This is a genomic window from Marinobacterium ramblicola, from assembly GCF_019084545.1.
Taxonomy (GTDB): domain Bacteria; phylum Pseudomonadota; class Gammaproteobacteria; order Pseudomonadales; family Balneatricaceae; genus Marinobacterium_D; species Marinobacterium_D ramblicola.
The window spans coordinates 1-14,423 of sequence record NZ_JAHREP010000040.1 but is presented as its reverse complement, the minus strand read 5'-3'; the positions used below and the strand labels follow the sequence as shown (position 1 = coordinate 14,423).

Here is a 14,423-nt window from a genome sequence, read left to right as displayed (position 1 = left end):
GCTGACACGGGCTGGGCGCCCCCCCAGTAAACCCCTCCCTGGGGGCTCGCTGCCGCCCTCCCTGGCGGCAGACGGTCAGCCAAAAACGCTAGGGCCGACCCTCGGTAGCACTGTGCCAGCTGTCGCTCAGTCGAGCTGCGACAGGTCGCGCACCGCGCCCTTGTCGGCCGAGGTGGCCAGTTTGGCGTAGGCCTTCAGCGCCGCCGAGACCTTGCGCGGGCGCTCCTTGGCCGGCTTCCAGCCCAGCTTGTCCTGCTCGGCGCGGCGAGCGGCAAGCTCTTCATCCGACAGCAGCACGTCGATGGTGCGGTTGGGGATGTCGATGCGGATACGGTCGCCGTTACGCACCAGGCCGATGGCGCCGCCGGCGGCCGCTTCCGGCGAGGCGTGGCCGATCGACAGACCGGAGGTGCCGCCGGAGAAGCGACCGTCGGTGAGCAGTGCGCAGGCCTTGCCCAGCCCCTTGGACTTCAGATAGGAGGTCGGGTAGAGCATCTCCTGCATCCCCGGGCCACCCTTCGGGCCCTCGTAGCGGATGATCACCACATCGCCGGCTTTCACCTCGTCGTTGAGGATCTTCTGTACCGCCTCGTCCTGGGATTCCATGACGTTGGCGCTGCCCTCGAACACCAGGATCGAGTCGTCGACCCCAGCCGTCTTCACTACGCAGCCATCCAGGGCGATATTGCCGTGCAGTACCGCGAGACCACCTTCCAGCGAGAACGCGTGTTCAACTGAACGGATACAGCCGTTGGCACGATCGCCGTCCAGGGTCGGCCAGCGGGTGGACTGGCTGAACGCAACCTGGGTCGGGATGCCGGCGGGACCCGCCCGGTAGAACTCGACCACTTCCGGGCTGGGGTTGCGCATGATATCCCACTGATCCAGCGCGTCCTTCATGGTCTCGCTGTGCACGGTGGGCACGTCGGTATGCAGCTTGCCGGCGCGGTCCAGCTCGCCGAGGATCGCCATGATGCCGCCGGCACGGTGTACATCTTCGATATGGTATTTCTGCGTATTGGGCGCCACCTTGCACAGCTGCGGCACCTCGCGGGACAGGCGGTCGATATCCTTCATGGTGAAGTCGATCTCCGCTTCCTGGGCGATCGCCAGCAGGTGCAGAATGGTGTTGGTGGAACCGCCCATGGCGATATCCAGCGTGATCGCGTTTTCAAACGCCTTCAGACCGACAGAGCGCGGCAGTACGCGCTCTTCATTGCCTTCGTAGTAGCGCTTGGCCATCCCGACGATGGTACGGCCGGCGCGCAGGAACAGCTGCTCCCGGTCGGCGTGGGTGGCGACCACGGTGCCGTTGCCCGGCAGTGCCAGACCCAGCGCTTCGGCCAGGCAGTTCATGGAGTTGGCGGTGAACATGCCGGAGCAGGAGCCGCAGGTGGGGCAGGCGGAGCGCTCGACGGCATCGACCAGCTCGTCCGATGCGGTGGGGTCGGCGGCCAGCACCATGGCATCGACCAGATCCAGCTTATGGTCGGCCAGCTTGGTTTTGCCCGCTTCCATCGGACCGCCGGAAACGAAGATCACCGGGATATTCAGCCGCATCGCGGCCATCAGCATTCCCGGGGTGATCTTGTCGCAGTTGGAGATGCAGACCAGCGCGTCGGCGCAGTGGGCGTTGACCATATACTCGACGGAGTCGGCGATGATGTCACGGCTCGGCAGCGAGTAGAGCATGCCGTCATGGCCCATGGCGATACCGTCGTCGACGGCGATGGTATTGAACTCTTTCGCCACACCTCCGGCCTTTTCAATCTCGCGTGCCACCAGTTGTCCCATATCCTTGAGGTGGACGTGGCCCGGTACGAACTGGGTAAAGGAGTTGGCAACGGCGATGATCGGCTTGTGGAAGTCTTCATCCTTCATGCCGGTGGCACGCCACAGGGCGCGTGCGCCCGCCATATTGCGGCCCGCTGTTGAGGTCTTGGAACGATACTCTGGCATCTCGGATCCCTCGGTAACTGGGGGTGATCTGTCATTTGGGAAAGGGTCAGATTATAGCAGATCGCTTCGCTGCTGTATCCGCCTGGCCGACAGTCGTCACCGGCGATCGCCGAAGGGCGAAAATAAGGTCTAGACTGCCGGTGATAGCGAATAAGAACCGTAGTTGCTAGATGGCAGGAGGTCTATATGCGGATTGGGGTGCCCAAGGAGATAAAAGTGCATGAGTACCGCGTCGGCTTGACGCCGATGGGGGTGTATGAACTGGTGGCGCAGGGACATGAGGTGGTGGTGCAATCGAATGCCGGCAGTGCCATCGGCTATGACGACGAGGCCTATCGTCAGGCGGGGGCGCGGTTGGTGGCCGAGGCCGAGACGGTGTTCCGCGAGGCGGAGATGATCGTCAAGGTGAAGGAGCCGCAGCTGAACGAGTGTAGCTGGCTGGGCCCGGATCAAATGCTGTTTACCTATCTGCACCTGGCCGCGGACCGGCCGCAGACCGATGCCCTGCTGGCCAGCGGTTGTACCGCCATCGCCTATGAAACGGTGGAAGATCGCCAGGGGGGGCTGCCGCTGCTGGCGCCGATGAGCGAGGTGGCAGGGCGGATGGCGGTGCAGGCCGGCGCGCACTGTCTGGAGAAGGAGCAGGGCGGCCGCGGCGTGCTGCTCTCCGGGGTACCCGGGGTCTCGCCCGGGCGAGTACTGATCATCGGCGGCGGCGTGGTCGGCAGCCAGGCGGCGCGGGTGGCGCAGGGGATGGGGGCGCAGGTGACGATACTGGACAAGTCGATTCCGCGCCTGCGCGAGCTGGACGATCTGTTCGGCGGTCGGGTCGGCACCTTGTATTCGACCGGCGAGAATATCCGCCAGCAGGTGGCGCAGGCAGACCTAGTGATCGGCGCGGTGCTGGTACCCGGCGCCCGCGCACCGAAGCTGGTGTCCCGTGACATGCTGGCACTGATGCCGCGCGGGGCGGCACTGGTGGATGTGGCGATCGATCAGGGCGGCTGCTTCGAAACCAGCCACCCGACCACTCACGCCGACCCGATCTTCGAGGTCGACGGTATCGTGCACTACTGCGTCGCCAATATGCCCGGTGCCGTGGCGCGCACCTCGACACTGGCGCTGACCAACGCCACGCTGCCCTACGTCGAGGCGCTGGCCGGTCAGGGCTGGCGCGAAGCGCTGCGTCGGGTACCGGGGCTGGCGCCCGGACTCAATGTGCACGCGGGCCAGCTGTATTGCGCCGGCGTTGCCGATGCTTTCGGGCTGGAACTGGGCGATCTGGAGCGCCTGCTGGCAAGCGGTTGAACACCGGGAAAAGTTCATGCTGGATTCATCTGCCGCTGGGTAGATTGGTCGCCATAGGCTGGCAGAACGAGCTGCCAGCCGCTAACCACCGGGGTTATGCCCCAGGGAGGCAAGCATGAACGCTAAATTATTAGCTGCCGGTCTGGCACTGCTCTCGGTGCTGGGCAGCAGCCAGGTGGTCCAGGCCAGTCCGTTCGAACATCAGCAGCGTCCGATTTCGGGGCTCAGTCACTACCAGCATCACGACGGTTATTACAAGCATGACCGACACCAGCGTCTGGCGCGGGTGCTGGAGGTGGAGCCGATCTGGCCGAAGCGCGGTCGCGACTGCCGTATCGATCGCCACCGTCATGAACGCAGTGATTGGGGTGACCGCAGCGATCGGGGTGACCGGGATCGGGCGCGTATCGTCGGCGCTCTGGCCGGCGGTACGGTCGGCAACCTGATCGGCCGTGAGCACGACAATGCACTGGTCGGGACCGTTGCCGGAGCGGTGATCGGCTCCGTCGGCGCCGATATCATCGTCAGTCATGACCGGGGCAGGGACCGGGACGGACACCGCGGCAAAGAGTGTGTTCCGCGGCACAAACTGAAGTATCATCAGCAACCTGTCGCTTATTGGGTGCGTTATATCTATCGCGGCCAGGTATATACGACGCGTACCCGAAACCATCCGGGACGCTATATCGAGATCGATAAACACTACGGTAGAAGGGGTTGAGTCTATGTCGCGTGTGAGGCGGATTGTGCTGGGTTGGCTGAGTGTCATGCTGGTGGCGGCGATCCCCTCGCTGATGGCGGCGCCGGCACAGGCGCAATGGGCACCGACCGGTCTTGTACTGGCGCAGAACGCCATCGATCTGAAGCAGGCGGTAGAGATCGCACGGCGGGCGTTCGGCGGCGAGGTGGTCAAGGCCGAAGAGGTCGCCCGGGATGGGCGGCGCCTGTTTCAGATCCGCCTGGTCAACAACGGCCGGGTGCGTGATGTACTGGTCGATGGCGAGTCTGGCGAGATACTGAACCCCTGAGCGAGGAGTTGAGCGATGAAGTTACTGATCGTTGAGGATGATCCCGATCTGCGCCGCCAGCTTAGCAGCGGCTTGAGCGAGCGTGGCTATACCGTGGAGGAGGCCGAAGAGGGCGAAGAGGCGCTCTATCTCGGTCGCGAATACCCCTATGACCTGGCGATCGTCGATCTTGGGCTGCCCAAGCTGTCCGGCATCGACGTGATCCGTCAGTGGCGCTCAGAGGAGCGTAACTTCCCGATCCTGATCCTGACCGCGCGCGGCGACTGGCAGGACAAGGTGGAGGGGCTGGAAGCCGGTGCCGACGACTATCTGGTCAAACCCTTCCATATCGAAGAGTTGGTGGCACGGTTGAATGCACTGCTGCGGCGCGCGGCGGGACATGCCCGTCCGCAGTTCGATTTCGGCCCGCTGACCCTGGATACCACGGCGCGCACGGTATCGCTCAACGGCGAGCCGGTGAAGCTGACCAGCTATGAGTACCGCACCCTGGAGTACCTGGTGCTCAACGCCGGCAAGACCGTATCCAAGACCGAGCTCACCGAGCACCTCTACCACCAGGATTACGATCGTGACTCCAATGTGCTCGAGGTGTTTATCCGCCGCTTGCGGCAGAAGCTGGACCCCGATCAGACGCTGCAACCGATCGATACGGTACGCGGCCTGGGTTACCGCTTTGCGCTGAAAGCGTCCGACAGCGCTGGATGAAACTTGCGGCGCTGATCCCCCGCTCGCTCAAGGCGCGTCTGTTCTGGGCCTCGGTGGTGTTGTTGCCGGTGGTGATCGTGTTCGCTGCCGCCGCCCTGCAGCGCGCCTTTCACAACAGCCTGGAGGCCTCGGAGGCAAGCCAGGCCCGACTACATGTCTATCTGCTGCTGGGCGAGGCGGAACTGCGCAACGGACGTATCTGGTTGCCCGACAGTGTGCAGGAGCCGCGCTTCAGCCAGGTGCAGTCCGGTCTGTACGCCACGGTCCACTCCCGAGGTGGCGAGCTGCTCTGGCGCTCGGCCTCATCCGAACTGCTCTCCGAGGAGCTGATCGCCGAGCTGCCCAGCAGTCATCTCGAGCCTGGCCAGACCCTGTTTCAACATCTGGCCGCCGATGGTCTGTTCCTGTTCCAGTATCCGGTTGTCTGGGAGGGGGTGAGTGGTGAACAGCGCTTCCTGGTCTCGGTGCTGCACTCCGATGAGAGTGTCAGCCATGAGATGCAGGCGTTTGCCACCCAGCTCTGGGGTTGGCTCGGCGGGGTCTACCTGCTGGCGCTGCTGATGCAGTACCTGATCATGCGCTGGGGGCTGAAGCCGCTGGATCGGTTGGCGGAGGACCTGAGCCAGATCGAGCAGGGCCAGGCGGACAAGTTAAAAGGGGTGTATCCGCTGGAGGTACAGGCGGTGACCGATAACCTGAATCGGCTGATCGAGAGCGAACGGCGCCAGCGCGAACGCTATCGCAACACCCTGGGTGACCTGGCGCACAGCCTGAAAACCCCGCTGGCGGTGATGCAGGGGGCGGCGAATGAATCGATCGACGGCGCACGCTATCGTCAGCTGGTCAACGAGCAGACCGGGCGAATGACGCAGATCGTCCAGTACCAGCTCTCCCGCGCGGTGAAGTCTCCGGGCGCGCCGCTGGCGCAGCCGGTGGCGGTGGAGCCGGTCATTACGCGTATCCTGTCGGCGCTGGCCAAGGTCTATGCAGACAAACGCATCGCCGTGAGCCGGGAGTTGGAACCCGAGATCAACTTCGCCGGCGATGAGCATGACCTGATGGAGCTGCTCGGCAATATTCTGGAGAACGCATTCAAATATGGCCACAGCCAGGTGCTCGTGCGTGGGCGGCAGAGAGATGGCATGCTGGTGCTGGAGGTGGCGGACGATGGCCCCGGCGTCAGTGCCGACCGGCGCCAGACCATCCTCGAGCGCGGTGCACGGCTGGATTCATCGGCACCAGGGCAGGGGATAGGCTTGTCGGTGGCGGTGGATATCCTCAGCAGCTACGGTGGTGCCCTGGAGATCAGGGACAGTGTCGATCTGCACGGCGCTGCCTTCCTGATCCAGTTACCGACACTGTAAACACGCCACCGGCGTTGACCGCGTGGCGTTAATGTTCGGCATCTCCGCCAAGGGTGTTTCGTCAGAGCTGCTTGAAAAACACCTTGGAGTTGCGCTGGAAGTTATACAGCTCCTTTTTCTTGCCCGGCAGCGCGTCCAGCGGCGCCGGTTTGAAACCGCGTTCGAGGAACCAGTGCGCGGTACGGGTGGTCAGCACGAACAATTGGCGTAGGCCCTGAGACTTTGCCTCCTCCTCGATATGTTCAAGCAGCAGGTCGCCGCGTTCGCCACCCCGGTATTCGTTGCTGATCACCACGCAGGCCAGCTCGCCGATCGCCTCGTCGGCGAAGGGGTAGAGCGCGGCACAGCCGATGATGGCGCCATCGCGGACCACCACGCTGAAACGTTCGATCTCCGACTCCAGCAGCTCGCGCGAGCGGCGCACCAGCACACCCTTCTCCTCCAGCGGCGCGATCAGCTCCAGAATCCCGCCCACATCCTCGATATCGGCGGCACGCACCTGCTCGTAGGACTCCTTGCTGATCATGGTGCCGGTGCCGTCGCGGGTGAACAGCTCGATCAGCAGCGCACCGTCCTGGGCATGGCTGACCAGATGGCAGCGCGGAATGCCCTGGTCGCAGGCATCGGCGGCGGCCTGCAGCAGACAGGCGGTTTCGCTCCAGGGCTGCTCGGGGTCGCCAGCCACCCGTGCCGAGTAGTGGTGCACCAGGCGGCGGGCGGTCTCCGCCAGCAGTTCGCTGCGCAGATCGCCACTGGAGTCGTAGATCCCCTCCTGCTGGCCGAACAGGATCAGCTTGTCCGCCTTCAGCGCTACCGCCACACCGGTGGCGACCTCCTCCACCGACATATTGAAGATCTCGCCGGTGGGCGAGTAGCCCAGGTTGGAGATCAGCACGATGTTGTCCATGTCCAGCTGCTGCTTGATCGCCTGATGATCGACCCGGCGCAGCTCGCCAGTGTGGCCCATATCCACGCCATCGAGCACGCCGAGCGGACGTGCGGTGATGAAGTTGCCGGAGCAGACCCGGATCCGCGCACCGTGCATCGGCGTGTTGGCCAGCCCCATCGACAGCTGGGCCTCAATCTCGGTGCGCACCCGGCCCACCGCTTCGATCACACAGCGCAGGCTTTCGCTGTCGGTGACCCGCTGGTCGTGGTGCAGCCGGATCTCCAGCCCCGCCTCGCGGGTACGCTCGTCGATCTGCGGTCGGGCGCCGTGCACCAGCACCAGACGCACGTCCAGGCTGTTGAGCAGTGCCAGGTCATGCACGATGCTGGCGAGATAGCTGTCGTTGATCGCCTCGCCGCCCAACATCACCACGAACGTTTTGCCGCGGTGGGCATGGATGTAGGGGGAGGAGTGGCGAAACCAGTTAACGAAGTCTTGGGTCGTGTCGTTCACGCGGTCAACCTGTCAGAGGCCTGTTTTAAAGGTAATAGCTTAGAGGCAATAGCTTAGAGGCAATAGCGGGTAATCATCTGCTTGAGTATATCGATTGTCGGTTGAATCTGGTCCAGCGCCAGGTACTCGTCGGGCTGGTGCGCCTGATCGATGGAGCCCGGCCCCAGGATGATGGTATCCATCCCCAGCTGCTGCAGGAAGGGGGCTTCGGTGCCGTAGGCCACCGCCTGGGCCTTGTGGCCGGTCAGCTTCTCCGCCAGATTGACCAGCTCACTGCTGGCCGGGGTTTCGAACGCCGGTATCCCGGGGAACAGCGGGCGCGCCTCCAGCTTGACCCCGAAGCGCTCACCGAACGGCAACAGGCGCGCGCTGATCGCATCGCGCAGCCCCTCCAGTGACATCCCCGGCAGCGGACGCAGGTCGAACTCCAGTTCACACTGGCCGCAGATCCGGTTCGGGTTGTCGCCACCGTGGATGCAGCCGAAGTTCAGCGTCGGCACATCGACCCGGAAATCGCTGTTGTGATAGCGCGACTGCAGCTCGCTGCGAAACGCCGCCAGCTCATTCAGTACCTGTTGCATCGCATCCAGCGCATTGGCGCCCAGCGAAGGGTCTGAGGAGTGGCCTGAACGGCCCTCAATCCGCACCGCCTCCATCATCATCCCCTTGTGCATCCGCACCGGTTTCAGGCTGGAGGGCTCGCCGATCACCGCCGCCCGCGCCTTGGGACGGCCGGCATCGACCAGTGCGCGGGCACCGGACATGGAGCTCTCCTCGTCGGCCGTGGCGAGGATGATCAGCGGGCTTTTCAGCGGTTGATCGGTGAAGGATTTTGCCGCTTCTACGGCCAGTGCCAGGAACCCCTTCATGTCGCAGGTACCGAGGCCGTAGAGGCGCTGGTCGCGCTCCTCGACCTTGAACGGATCGGAGCGCCACAACTGCGGATCGCAGGGCACCGTATCGGTGTGGCCCGACAGCACCAGACCGCCGGGACCGCTGCCGAGGGTGGCGATCAGGTTGGCCTTGGTCGGCTCACCGGGCACCGGCATCACCTCGCAGTTGAAGCCCAGTGCCTCGAGCCAGGTGTGCAGATGTTCGATCACGGCCAGATTACTCTGATCCCAGTCCGGCGTGGTCGAGCTGATAGAGGGTGCGGCGATCAGCTCGCGCAGCATCGTCATCGTATCGGGAAGGGGCATGGCGTGATCTCCGCTGTTAGAGAGAGTAGTGTGCCGCGGATAACCGGCAGGTTCCAGTATGGATCCTTATGTACGATGGAACAATTCAGCGGGAGAGTGACGGGGCCGGCTGGCGGCCTCTAAAGACGCAGGGGGCGAACTGAGTCCGTCCCCTGGCTGGATCGTGGCATAGGTAATCGGATTGGTTCAGCTTGGGCTGGCCGAACTGCCGCTACCACCATTTGACTCAGGTATGCTGACCGGTTCGACGGTTTGCTGTTGCTGGTTGTTTAGCTGATTGTTATCGATAACGGTCTGCGGCTCTTGGCCCGCCAAGATTGCGTTGATCTGCGCGGCAGTGGTGGGGTTTGTCTGTGCGAGCGCAGGATCGGTCGAGGCAGTAGACAGGACAGTGGCAACCTGTTGTGCAGCTTCCGGTGCGGCCGCTGAAACCGCCGGATTGGTAACCGCAGCGTAGGCATTTGCCATGATACTGATCGCGGCACTTGGGCTGGCTTGATAAACGCTGGGGGTGGCCGCCAGCTGGCTGAGCTGGACGGCGAGAGCACCGACACTCTGGGGCGTAACCTGCTGAACCGCCGGGTTCACGATGATTCGCGAGGCTGCTACCGCAACCGACAGCGCCTGCTGCGGAGCACCGGACAGAATGGGCTGGGCGTTTACCACGGCCACGGCCGCCTGGATGGCGCTGATGGCCGCCTGTGGGTTTACTGCCACCATCTGTTCCGCCAATGCTGCGACGTTATTTGCCAGATTTGCGGCAGTTTGAGGGTTGCCTCCAGATAGCGCCGATATCGCTTGAGCGATTGCATTGGTGTTTCCGCTCTGCACCGCGGCCTGCAATGCCGGAGGCAGGTTAGCCCTGGCCGATTGCGTCCAGCCAACCTGCGGCAGCAGAAAAGTCAAAGCGCAGATGACACCCAACAGTATTTTTCGCATTTTGCACCCTTATTTAGATGGTTGGCTTCCATAGCATTGGCACCTTGTGCCGGGTCAAATGCAGTCTACACATCGAATGAGGTGCGGCCAATACGGTATTGTGCAATAGCCGGGCGGTGAGAGGTACGCAGGAGGAAAACGGGGGAGGTGTGAACTCCCCCGGGGGGCTCAGGAGAAGATACCCTTGAGCATGAAGAAGAACATGATCGCCAGCAGGGCGCCGGCGGGCAGGGTAACCAGCCAGGAGATGAAGATGGTGCCGACTACGCGCAGGTTCAGTGCCGCCATGCCTCGGGCGATACCCACGCCCAGCACCGCACCGACCAGGGTGTGGGTGGTGGAGATCGGCAGGCCGGTACCGGAAGCGACGACCACGGTCGATGCCGCGGCCAGGGTCGCGGCGAAACCACGGCTCGGGGTCAGCTCTGTGATGTTGGTGCCGACGGTGGCGATCACCTTGTGGCCGTACATCAGCAGTCCGACCACGATGCCGGCACCGCCGAGCAGCAGAATCCAGGTTGGCATGGCCGACTTCTGCGCCACCTCGCCACCGGTGGCAACCACGCCGACCACCGCCGCCAGCGGGCCGACGGCATTGGCCACGTCGTTGGAGCCGTGGGCGAACGCCATGGCACAGGCGGTGAACAGCATCAGGATGCCGAATACCTTCTCCACGCTGCTGAAGTGGTATTCGCGGTCCGCCGCCGGGTCCTGCTTGATCCGGCGCAGCATCAACACGCCGACCGCCATGACGCCGAGAGCGACGACAAAGGAGATCAGTGCACTCTGGCCCCAGTTCAGGTGCAGACCGATATGCTTGAGCCCCTTGGTGAAGGTGACCATGGCGACGATAAAACCGACCAGGAAGATGTAGAGGGGGACGTAACGCTTGGCATTATGGAAGGGGTCTTCGGTATCGAGGATCAGCGCCTGGACACTGCGGAACAGGGCATAGCCGATCACCCCGGCGGTGACCGGCGAGACCACCCAACTGGCGACGATGGTGCCGACCTTGCTCCAGTGCACCGCGTCAACCGAAATGCCCACGGCGGCAAAGCCGACAATGGCGCCGACGATGGAGTGCGTGGTGGAGACCGGCCAGCCGTAGTGGGTGGCGACCAGCAGCCAGAGACCGGCGGCGAGAAGCGAGGCGAGCATGCCGTACACCAGCAGATCGGGGCTGCCCGAGAGGACTGCTGGATCGATGATCCCCTTGCGAATCGTCGCGGTGACCGCGCCGCCGGCCAGGTAGGCACCGGCGAACTCGAACAGAATGGCGATGACGATCGCTTGTTTCAGCGTGATCGAGCGCGAGCCGACGGAGGTGCCCATGGCGTTGGCAACGTCGTTGGCGCCCACGCCCCAGGCCATGAAAAAGCCGAATACACAGGCGAGTATGATGAATATCTCACCATGCTGAGTAATGATTTCCATGAGAGTCCTTAGTCTTGCCGGTTAGCGGGCCAGTAACAGTTGCAGGCGGCTGCCCACCTGCTGCGAGCGGTTGGCGAGGTCGCCGATCCAGTTGATGATCTGGTACAGGAACATCACATCCACCGGATAGAGATCGCGCTCGACGGCAAACAGGGCAGAGCGCAGACTGCGTTCACAGCCATCGGTTTCATTTTCGAGGCGATCGAGCTCGGTCAGCAGGCGTTCGACCAGGTCGATCTCATGGCCGCGAAAACCGGAGGTGACCAGCTCGTCGAGCTCATTGAGGGCGGTTTTCGCCTGCTCACTGGTCTGCAGGGCAGTATCGAGAAACTCGACCAGCCCTTTCTGCAAGGGTTCGGGAATACCCATTTTGCGACCCAGGACCAGGCCGGCAATATCTTTCGCCTTGTTGGCGATCTTGTCCTGCATACGCAACAGCTCGAGCAGATCGGAGCGGGGCACCGGCAGAAACAGACTGCTGGGCAGGTTCTGGCGGATGTTGCGCTTGAGCTCGTCGGCCTCGTGCTCAAGGGTGACGATACGCTGCTGGCTCTCGGATGCCGCTTCCCAATCCTCCGCGATCACCGCATTGAAAAACGGGACCAGTTCAGCGGCGCATGCCTGCGCCTTGGCGATATGTTCCTGCATCGGCATGAACGGGGAACGGGCGAACATCTGGAAAATGGGGCTGTTGACCATCGATGTGTACCTGTTTACCGGTTTAGAAGGTGGCGCAAGTATACGGATCGGAACACTATTTTTGTAATAAATTAGCAGTGAAATTGTCACAAAGCAGTGTTGTTGCCGCTAAAAAAACCGAAATAAGAAACCGAACAACAGTAGCAGCGCCCGGAATCCGCCGAGCAAGCTGGAGAGTTGTCCACCCCACCCCTAGAATGTTAGGTATTGAATCGACGAGGTAGACCGATGGGATCGGAAACAGAACTCAAGCTCGGATTGCTGCCGGAGTACAGCGAAGAGGTAGCCGCTCTGCCGCTGCTCGAGCAGTTGTCCTATGCCAAGCCTGAACGGCGCACGCTGACCAATATCTACTACGACACCCCGGCTCAGGATCTGCGCCGCGCGCGCGTTGCGCTGCGCATCCGCCGCGACGGCGAGCGCTATATCCAGACCCTGAAGAGCGCCGGCAGCGGCCAGGCGGGCCTGTCGGTGCGTAGCGAGTGGGAGTGGGAGCGGCCGGAGCCCAGCCTGGATCTCGGCCAGCTGCGAGAGTATCTGCCGCCCGCGCTGTGCGACGACGCGCTGTTGGCAGCGCTGCAACCGGCGTTCGAGACCAATTTCGAGCGCAACCTCTGGTGGCTTGGCGGTGAGAGCGACGATGGTGCCTGGCAGGTGGAGGTGGCGCTGGATCGCGGCGAGATACGCGTCGGTGAGCGAAGCATGCCCCTGTATGAGCTGGAGCTGGAGCTGAAGGCGGGGCAGAGCGATCAACTGTTTCATCTGGCGCTGGAGATCGCCCGCCAGCTGCCGGTACAGGTCCGCGATGCGAGCAAGGCGCAGCGTGGCTATGAACTGGCGGGCGCTGCAGCGCCCCTGCCGTGCGTGGAACCGGGCTTCAATGGCGATGCCACACTGAGTCTGGTCGGGTTGATCGGCGCTTGCCTCAAGGCCTGGCCGGTACAACTGGAGGCTGCGATGGCGGGAGATGAACAGGCACTGCAGGCGCTGGCTAGAACACTGGATCTTCAGCTGGTGGCACTGGAATCCCTGCCCGAGGTGGCCGAGCACTGTCAGGTGCTGATCTCCCAGTACCAGCGGCTGCGCGCCGATGTGGCGCGGGCACATGACTGGCGGCTGCTGAGCTGCATGCCGCAGACCTGGCAGAGCGCCCAGCGTGAGGCGGGGCTGAAACTGCTGCAGGGACTGAGGCACAAGACCCTGCCGGGTCAGTTGGCGCTGGCCACCGGTGAGCTGCTGTGGCAGATCGTCGACGATGGGGCGGCCGAGGAATGAGTGCAGCCCAGATACTGGTGATCCACACCGGCGGTACCATCGGCATGGTGCCCACCGAATATGGCCTGGCGCCTGCCGCCGGATTCGAACTGTTGGTGCGATCCCGACTCGGGCAGCGACTGGATCAGCTGCCGAGCTTCGATCTGCTCGAGTTGTCGCCGCTGATCGACAGCGCCGAACTTACGCCCGAGCACTGGCACCTGATTGCGGCACCGATCCTGGAGCGCTACGCGGATTACCAAGGGTTTATTGTGCTTCATGGCACCGATACCCTGGCCTATACCGCCTCGGCGCTATCCTTCGTGTTGCAGGGGTTGGACAAGCCGCTGATTCTGACCGGTTCGCAGATTCCGTTGAGCAGCCCCCGCAACGATGCCGAGAACCAGCTGCTGGCGGCGCTGGAGCTGGCCGGACGTCGTGAGATCAACGAGGTCTGTGTGCTGTTCGACGGCCTGCTGCTGCGCGGTAACCGGTGTGTGAAACTGGATACCAGTGCCATGGCGGCCTTCGACTCGCCGAACAGTCCTCATCTCGGTGCGGTGGGGATCGATATCCGCTTGCGCCAGGATCTGCTGTTACCCGCCGGGACACCGACCTTTTTTCGCGGAGAGTTCGATCCGGCTGCGGTTGCGGTGCTGCGCATCTTCCCCGGTATAGGTTCGACACTGGTGCAGGCGGTGCTGAGCCAGCCGGGACTTAAGGCGCTGGTGCTGCAGAGCTATGGTGTCGGCAACGCGCCGGTAAGCGACGTTGCACTGCTGGAAACGCTGGAGGCGGCGGTGGCGCAGGGCATTACCATCGTCAATGTCAGCCAGTGTGTTCGCGGCGCTGTCGCGGACGGGACCTACGCGACCGGCTCGGCGCTGGCCCGTGCAGGGGTGATACCGGGCGCCGATCTGACCCTGGAAGCGGCCTTTGCCAAACTGCACTGGCTGGTGGCGCAAAACAAAACGCCCGCCGAGATCGCGTCAGCGATGCGGCGGGCGTTTTGTGCTGAACAGTCCTCCTAGCTGAGGGTGGAGGGCTGCTCCAGCATCAGTGATTGAGGATCTGGCTGAGGAACAGCTGGGTCCGTTCATGCTGCGGGTTGTTGAAGAACTCGTGCGGGTCG

Annotated in this window: 13 protein-coding genes; 7 read left to right on the top strand and 6 right to left on the bottom strand. The window is 63.2% G+C overall.

The window, feature by feature from the left end:
• Positions 1-126: 126 nt before the first annotated feature.
• Positions 127-1,959: a dihydroxy-acid dehydratase gene (gene ilvD, locus KQ940_RS21470; protein ID WP_217416700.1), complete on the bottom strand. Its 1,833-nt coding sequence runs from the start codon at positions 1,957-1,959 to the stop codon at positions 127-129.
• A 186-nt stretch (positions 1,960-2,145) separates the two neighbouring features.
• On the opposite strand from ilvD, the gene ald reads away from it, so the two are divergent.
• The 5 genes from ald to KQ940_RS21445 all read left to right on the top strand — a co-directional run bounded on the left by ald (position 2,146) and on the right by KQ940_RS21445 (position 6,364).
• Positions 2,146-3,267, top strand: a complete 1,122-nt coding sequence (gene ald, locus KQ940_RS21465; RefSeq protein ID WP_217416699.1) for an alanine dehydrogenase — start codon at positions 2,146-2,148, stop codon at positions 3,265-3,267.
• 115 nt (positions 3,268-3,382) lie between these two features.
• A complete protein-coding gene (locus KQ940_RS21460; RefSeq protein WP_217416698.1) occupies positions 3,383-3,988 on the top strand; it encodes a glycine zipper 2TM domain-containing protein in 606 nt (201 codons plus the stop codon).
• A 4-nt stretch (positions 3,989-3,992) separates the two neighbouring features.
• Positions 3,993-4,295 carry a PepSY domain-containing protein gene (locus tag KQ940_RS21455; RefSeq protein ID WP_217416697.1) on the top strand — a complete coding sequence of 101 codons (303 nt, stop codon included), beginning with the start codon at positions 3,993-3,995 and terminating at the stop codon, positions 4,293-4,295.
• Between the two features lie 15 nt (positions 4,296-4,310).
• Positions 4,311-5,000, top strand: coding sequence for a response regulator transcription factor (locus KQ940_RS21450; RefSeq protein WP_217416696.1), 690 nt, complete (start codon positions 4,311-4,313; stop codon positions 4,998-5,000).
• The gene (locus KQ940_RS21445) at positions 4,997-6,364 is read left to right on the top strand and encodes an ATP-binding protein (RefSeq protein WP_217416695.1); all 1,368 of its coding nucleotides are present in this window, start codon (positions 4,997-4,999) and stop codon (positions 6,362-6,364) included. The genes KQ940_RS21450 and KQ940_RS21445 overlap by 4 nt, the downstream gene beginning before the upstream one ends.
• A 61-nt stretch (positions 6,365-6,425) precedes the next feature.
• Here the strand turns inward: KQ940_RS21445 and argA are convergent, their stop codons facing one another.
• The 5 genes from argA to KQ940_RS21420 form a co-directional block, all read right to left on the bottom strand.
• Positions 6,426-7,766 carry an amino-acid N-acetyltransferase gene (gene argA, locus KQ940_RS21440; protein WP_217416694.1) on the bottom strand — a complete coding sequence of 447 codons (1,341 nt, stop codon included), beginning with the start codon at positions 7,764-7,766 and terminating at the stop codon, positions 6,426-6,428.
• A 53-nt stretch (positions 7,767-7,819) separates the two neighbouring features.
• On the bottom strand, positions 7,820-8,965 hold the full coding sequence (gene argE / locus KQ940_RS21435; protein ID WP_217416693.1) for an acetylornithine deacetylase: 1,146 nt from the start codon (positions 8,963-8,965) through the stop codon (positions 7,820-7,822).
• Between the two features lie 186 nt (positions 8,966-9,151).
• Positions 9,152-9,904: a hypothetical protein gene (locus KQ940_RS21430; protein WP_217416692.1), complete on the bottom strand. Its 753-nt coding sequence runs from the start codon at positions 9,902-9,904 to the stop codon at positions 9,152-9,154.
• Between the two features lie 168 nt (positions 9,905-10,072).
• On the bottom strand, positions 10,073-11,338 hold the full coding sequence (locus tag KQ940_RS21425) for an inorganic phosphate transporter (RefSeq protein ID WP_217416691.1): 1,266 nt from the start codon (positions 11,336-11,338) through the stop codon (positions 10,073-10,075).
• A 21-nt stretch (positions 11,339-11,359) separates the two neighbouring features.
• Positions 11,360-12,037 (bottom strand): TIGR00153 family protein, encoded by a 678-nt coding sequence (locus KQ940_RS21420; RefSeq protein WP_217416690.1) that lies wholly within the window; start codon positions 12,035-12,037, stop codon positions 11,360-11,362.
• Between the two features lie 228 nt (positions 12,038-12,265).
• Here KQ940_RS21420 and KQ940_RS21415 point away from each other — a divergent pair, with 228 nt between their 5' ends.
• Together KQ940_RS21415 and KQ940_RS21410 are read left to right on the top strand one after the other, a co-directional pair.
• The gene (locus KQ940_RS21415; RefSeq protein WP_217416689.1) at positions 12,266-13,312 is read left to right on the top strand and encodes a CYTH domain-containing protein; all 1,047 of its coding nucleotides are present in this window, start codon (positions 12,266-12,268) and stop codon (positions 13,310-13,312) included.
• Positions 13,309-14,322 (top strand): type I asparaginase, encoded by a 1,014-nt coding sequence (locus KQ940_RS21410; protein ID WP_217416688.1) that lies wholly within the window; start codon positions 13,309-13,311, stop codon positions 14,320-14,322. Before KQ940_RS21415 ends, KQ940_RS21410 begins: the two co-directional genes overlap by 4 nt.
• Positions 14,323-14,423 lie beyond the last annotated feature (101 nt).

Bases quoted from the DNA above. Each gene is read 5' to 3' on its own strand.
- ilvD (WP_217416700.1), bottom strand. From the start codon at position 1,959: ATGCCAGAGTATCGTTCCAAGACCTCAACAGCGGGCCGCAATATGGCG.
- ald (WP_217416699.1), top strand. From the start codon at position 2,146: ATGCGGATTGGGGTGCCCAAGGAGATAAAAGTGCATGAGTACCGCGTC.
- KQ940_RS21460 (WP_217416698.1), top strand. From the start codon at position 3,383: ATGAACGCTAAATTATTAGCTGCCGGTCTGGCACTGCTCTCGGTGCTG.
- KQ940_RS21455 (WP_217416697.1), top strand. From the start codon at position 3,993: ATGTCGCGTGTGAGGCGGATTGTGCTGGGTTGGCTGAGTGTCATGCTG.
- KQ940_RS21450 (WP_217416696.1), top strand. From the start codon at position 4,311: ATGAAGTTACTGATCGTTGAGGATGATCCCGATCTGCGCCGCCAGCTT.
- KQ940_RS21445 (WP_217416695.1), top strand. From the start codon at position 4,997: ATGAAACTTGCGGCGCTGATCCCCCGCTCGCTCAAGGCGCGTCTGTTC.
- argE (WP_217416693.1), bottom strand. From the start codon at position 8,965: ATGCCCCTTCCCGATACGATGACGATGCTGCGCGAGCTGATCGCCGCA.
- KQ940_RS21430 (WP_217416692.1), bottom strand. From the start codon at position 9,904: ATGCGAAAAATACTGTTGGGTGTCATCTGCGCTTTGACTTTTCTGCTG.
- KQ940_RS21425 (WP_217416691.1), bottom strand. From the start codon at position 11,338: ATGGAAATCATTACTCAGCATGGTGAGATATTCATCATACTCGCCTGT.
- KQ940_RS21420 (WP_217416690.1), bottom strand. From the start codon at position 12,037: ATGGTCAACAGCCCCATTTTCCAGATGTTCGCCCGTTCCCCGTTCATG.
- KQ940_RS21415 (WP_217416689.1), top strand. From the start codon at position 12,266: ATGGGATCGGAAACAGAACTCAAGCTCGGATTGCTGCCGGAGTACAGC.
- KQ940_RS21410 (WP_217416688.1), top strand. From the start codon at position 13,309: ATGAGTGCAGCCCAGATACTGGTGATCCACACCGGCGGTACCATCGGC.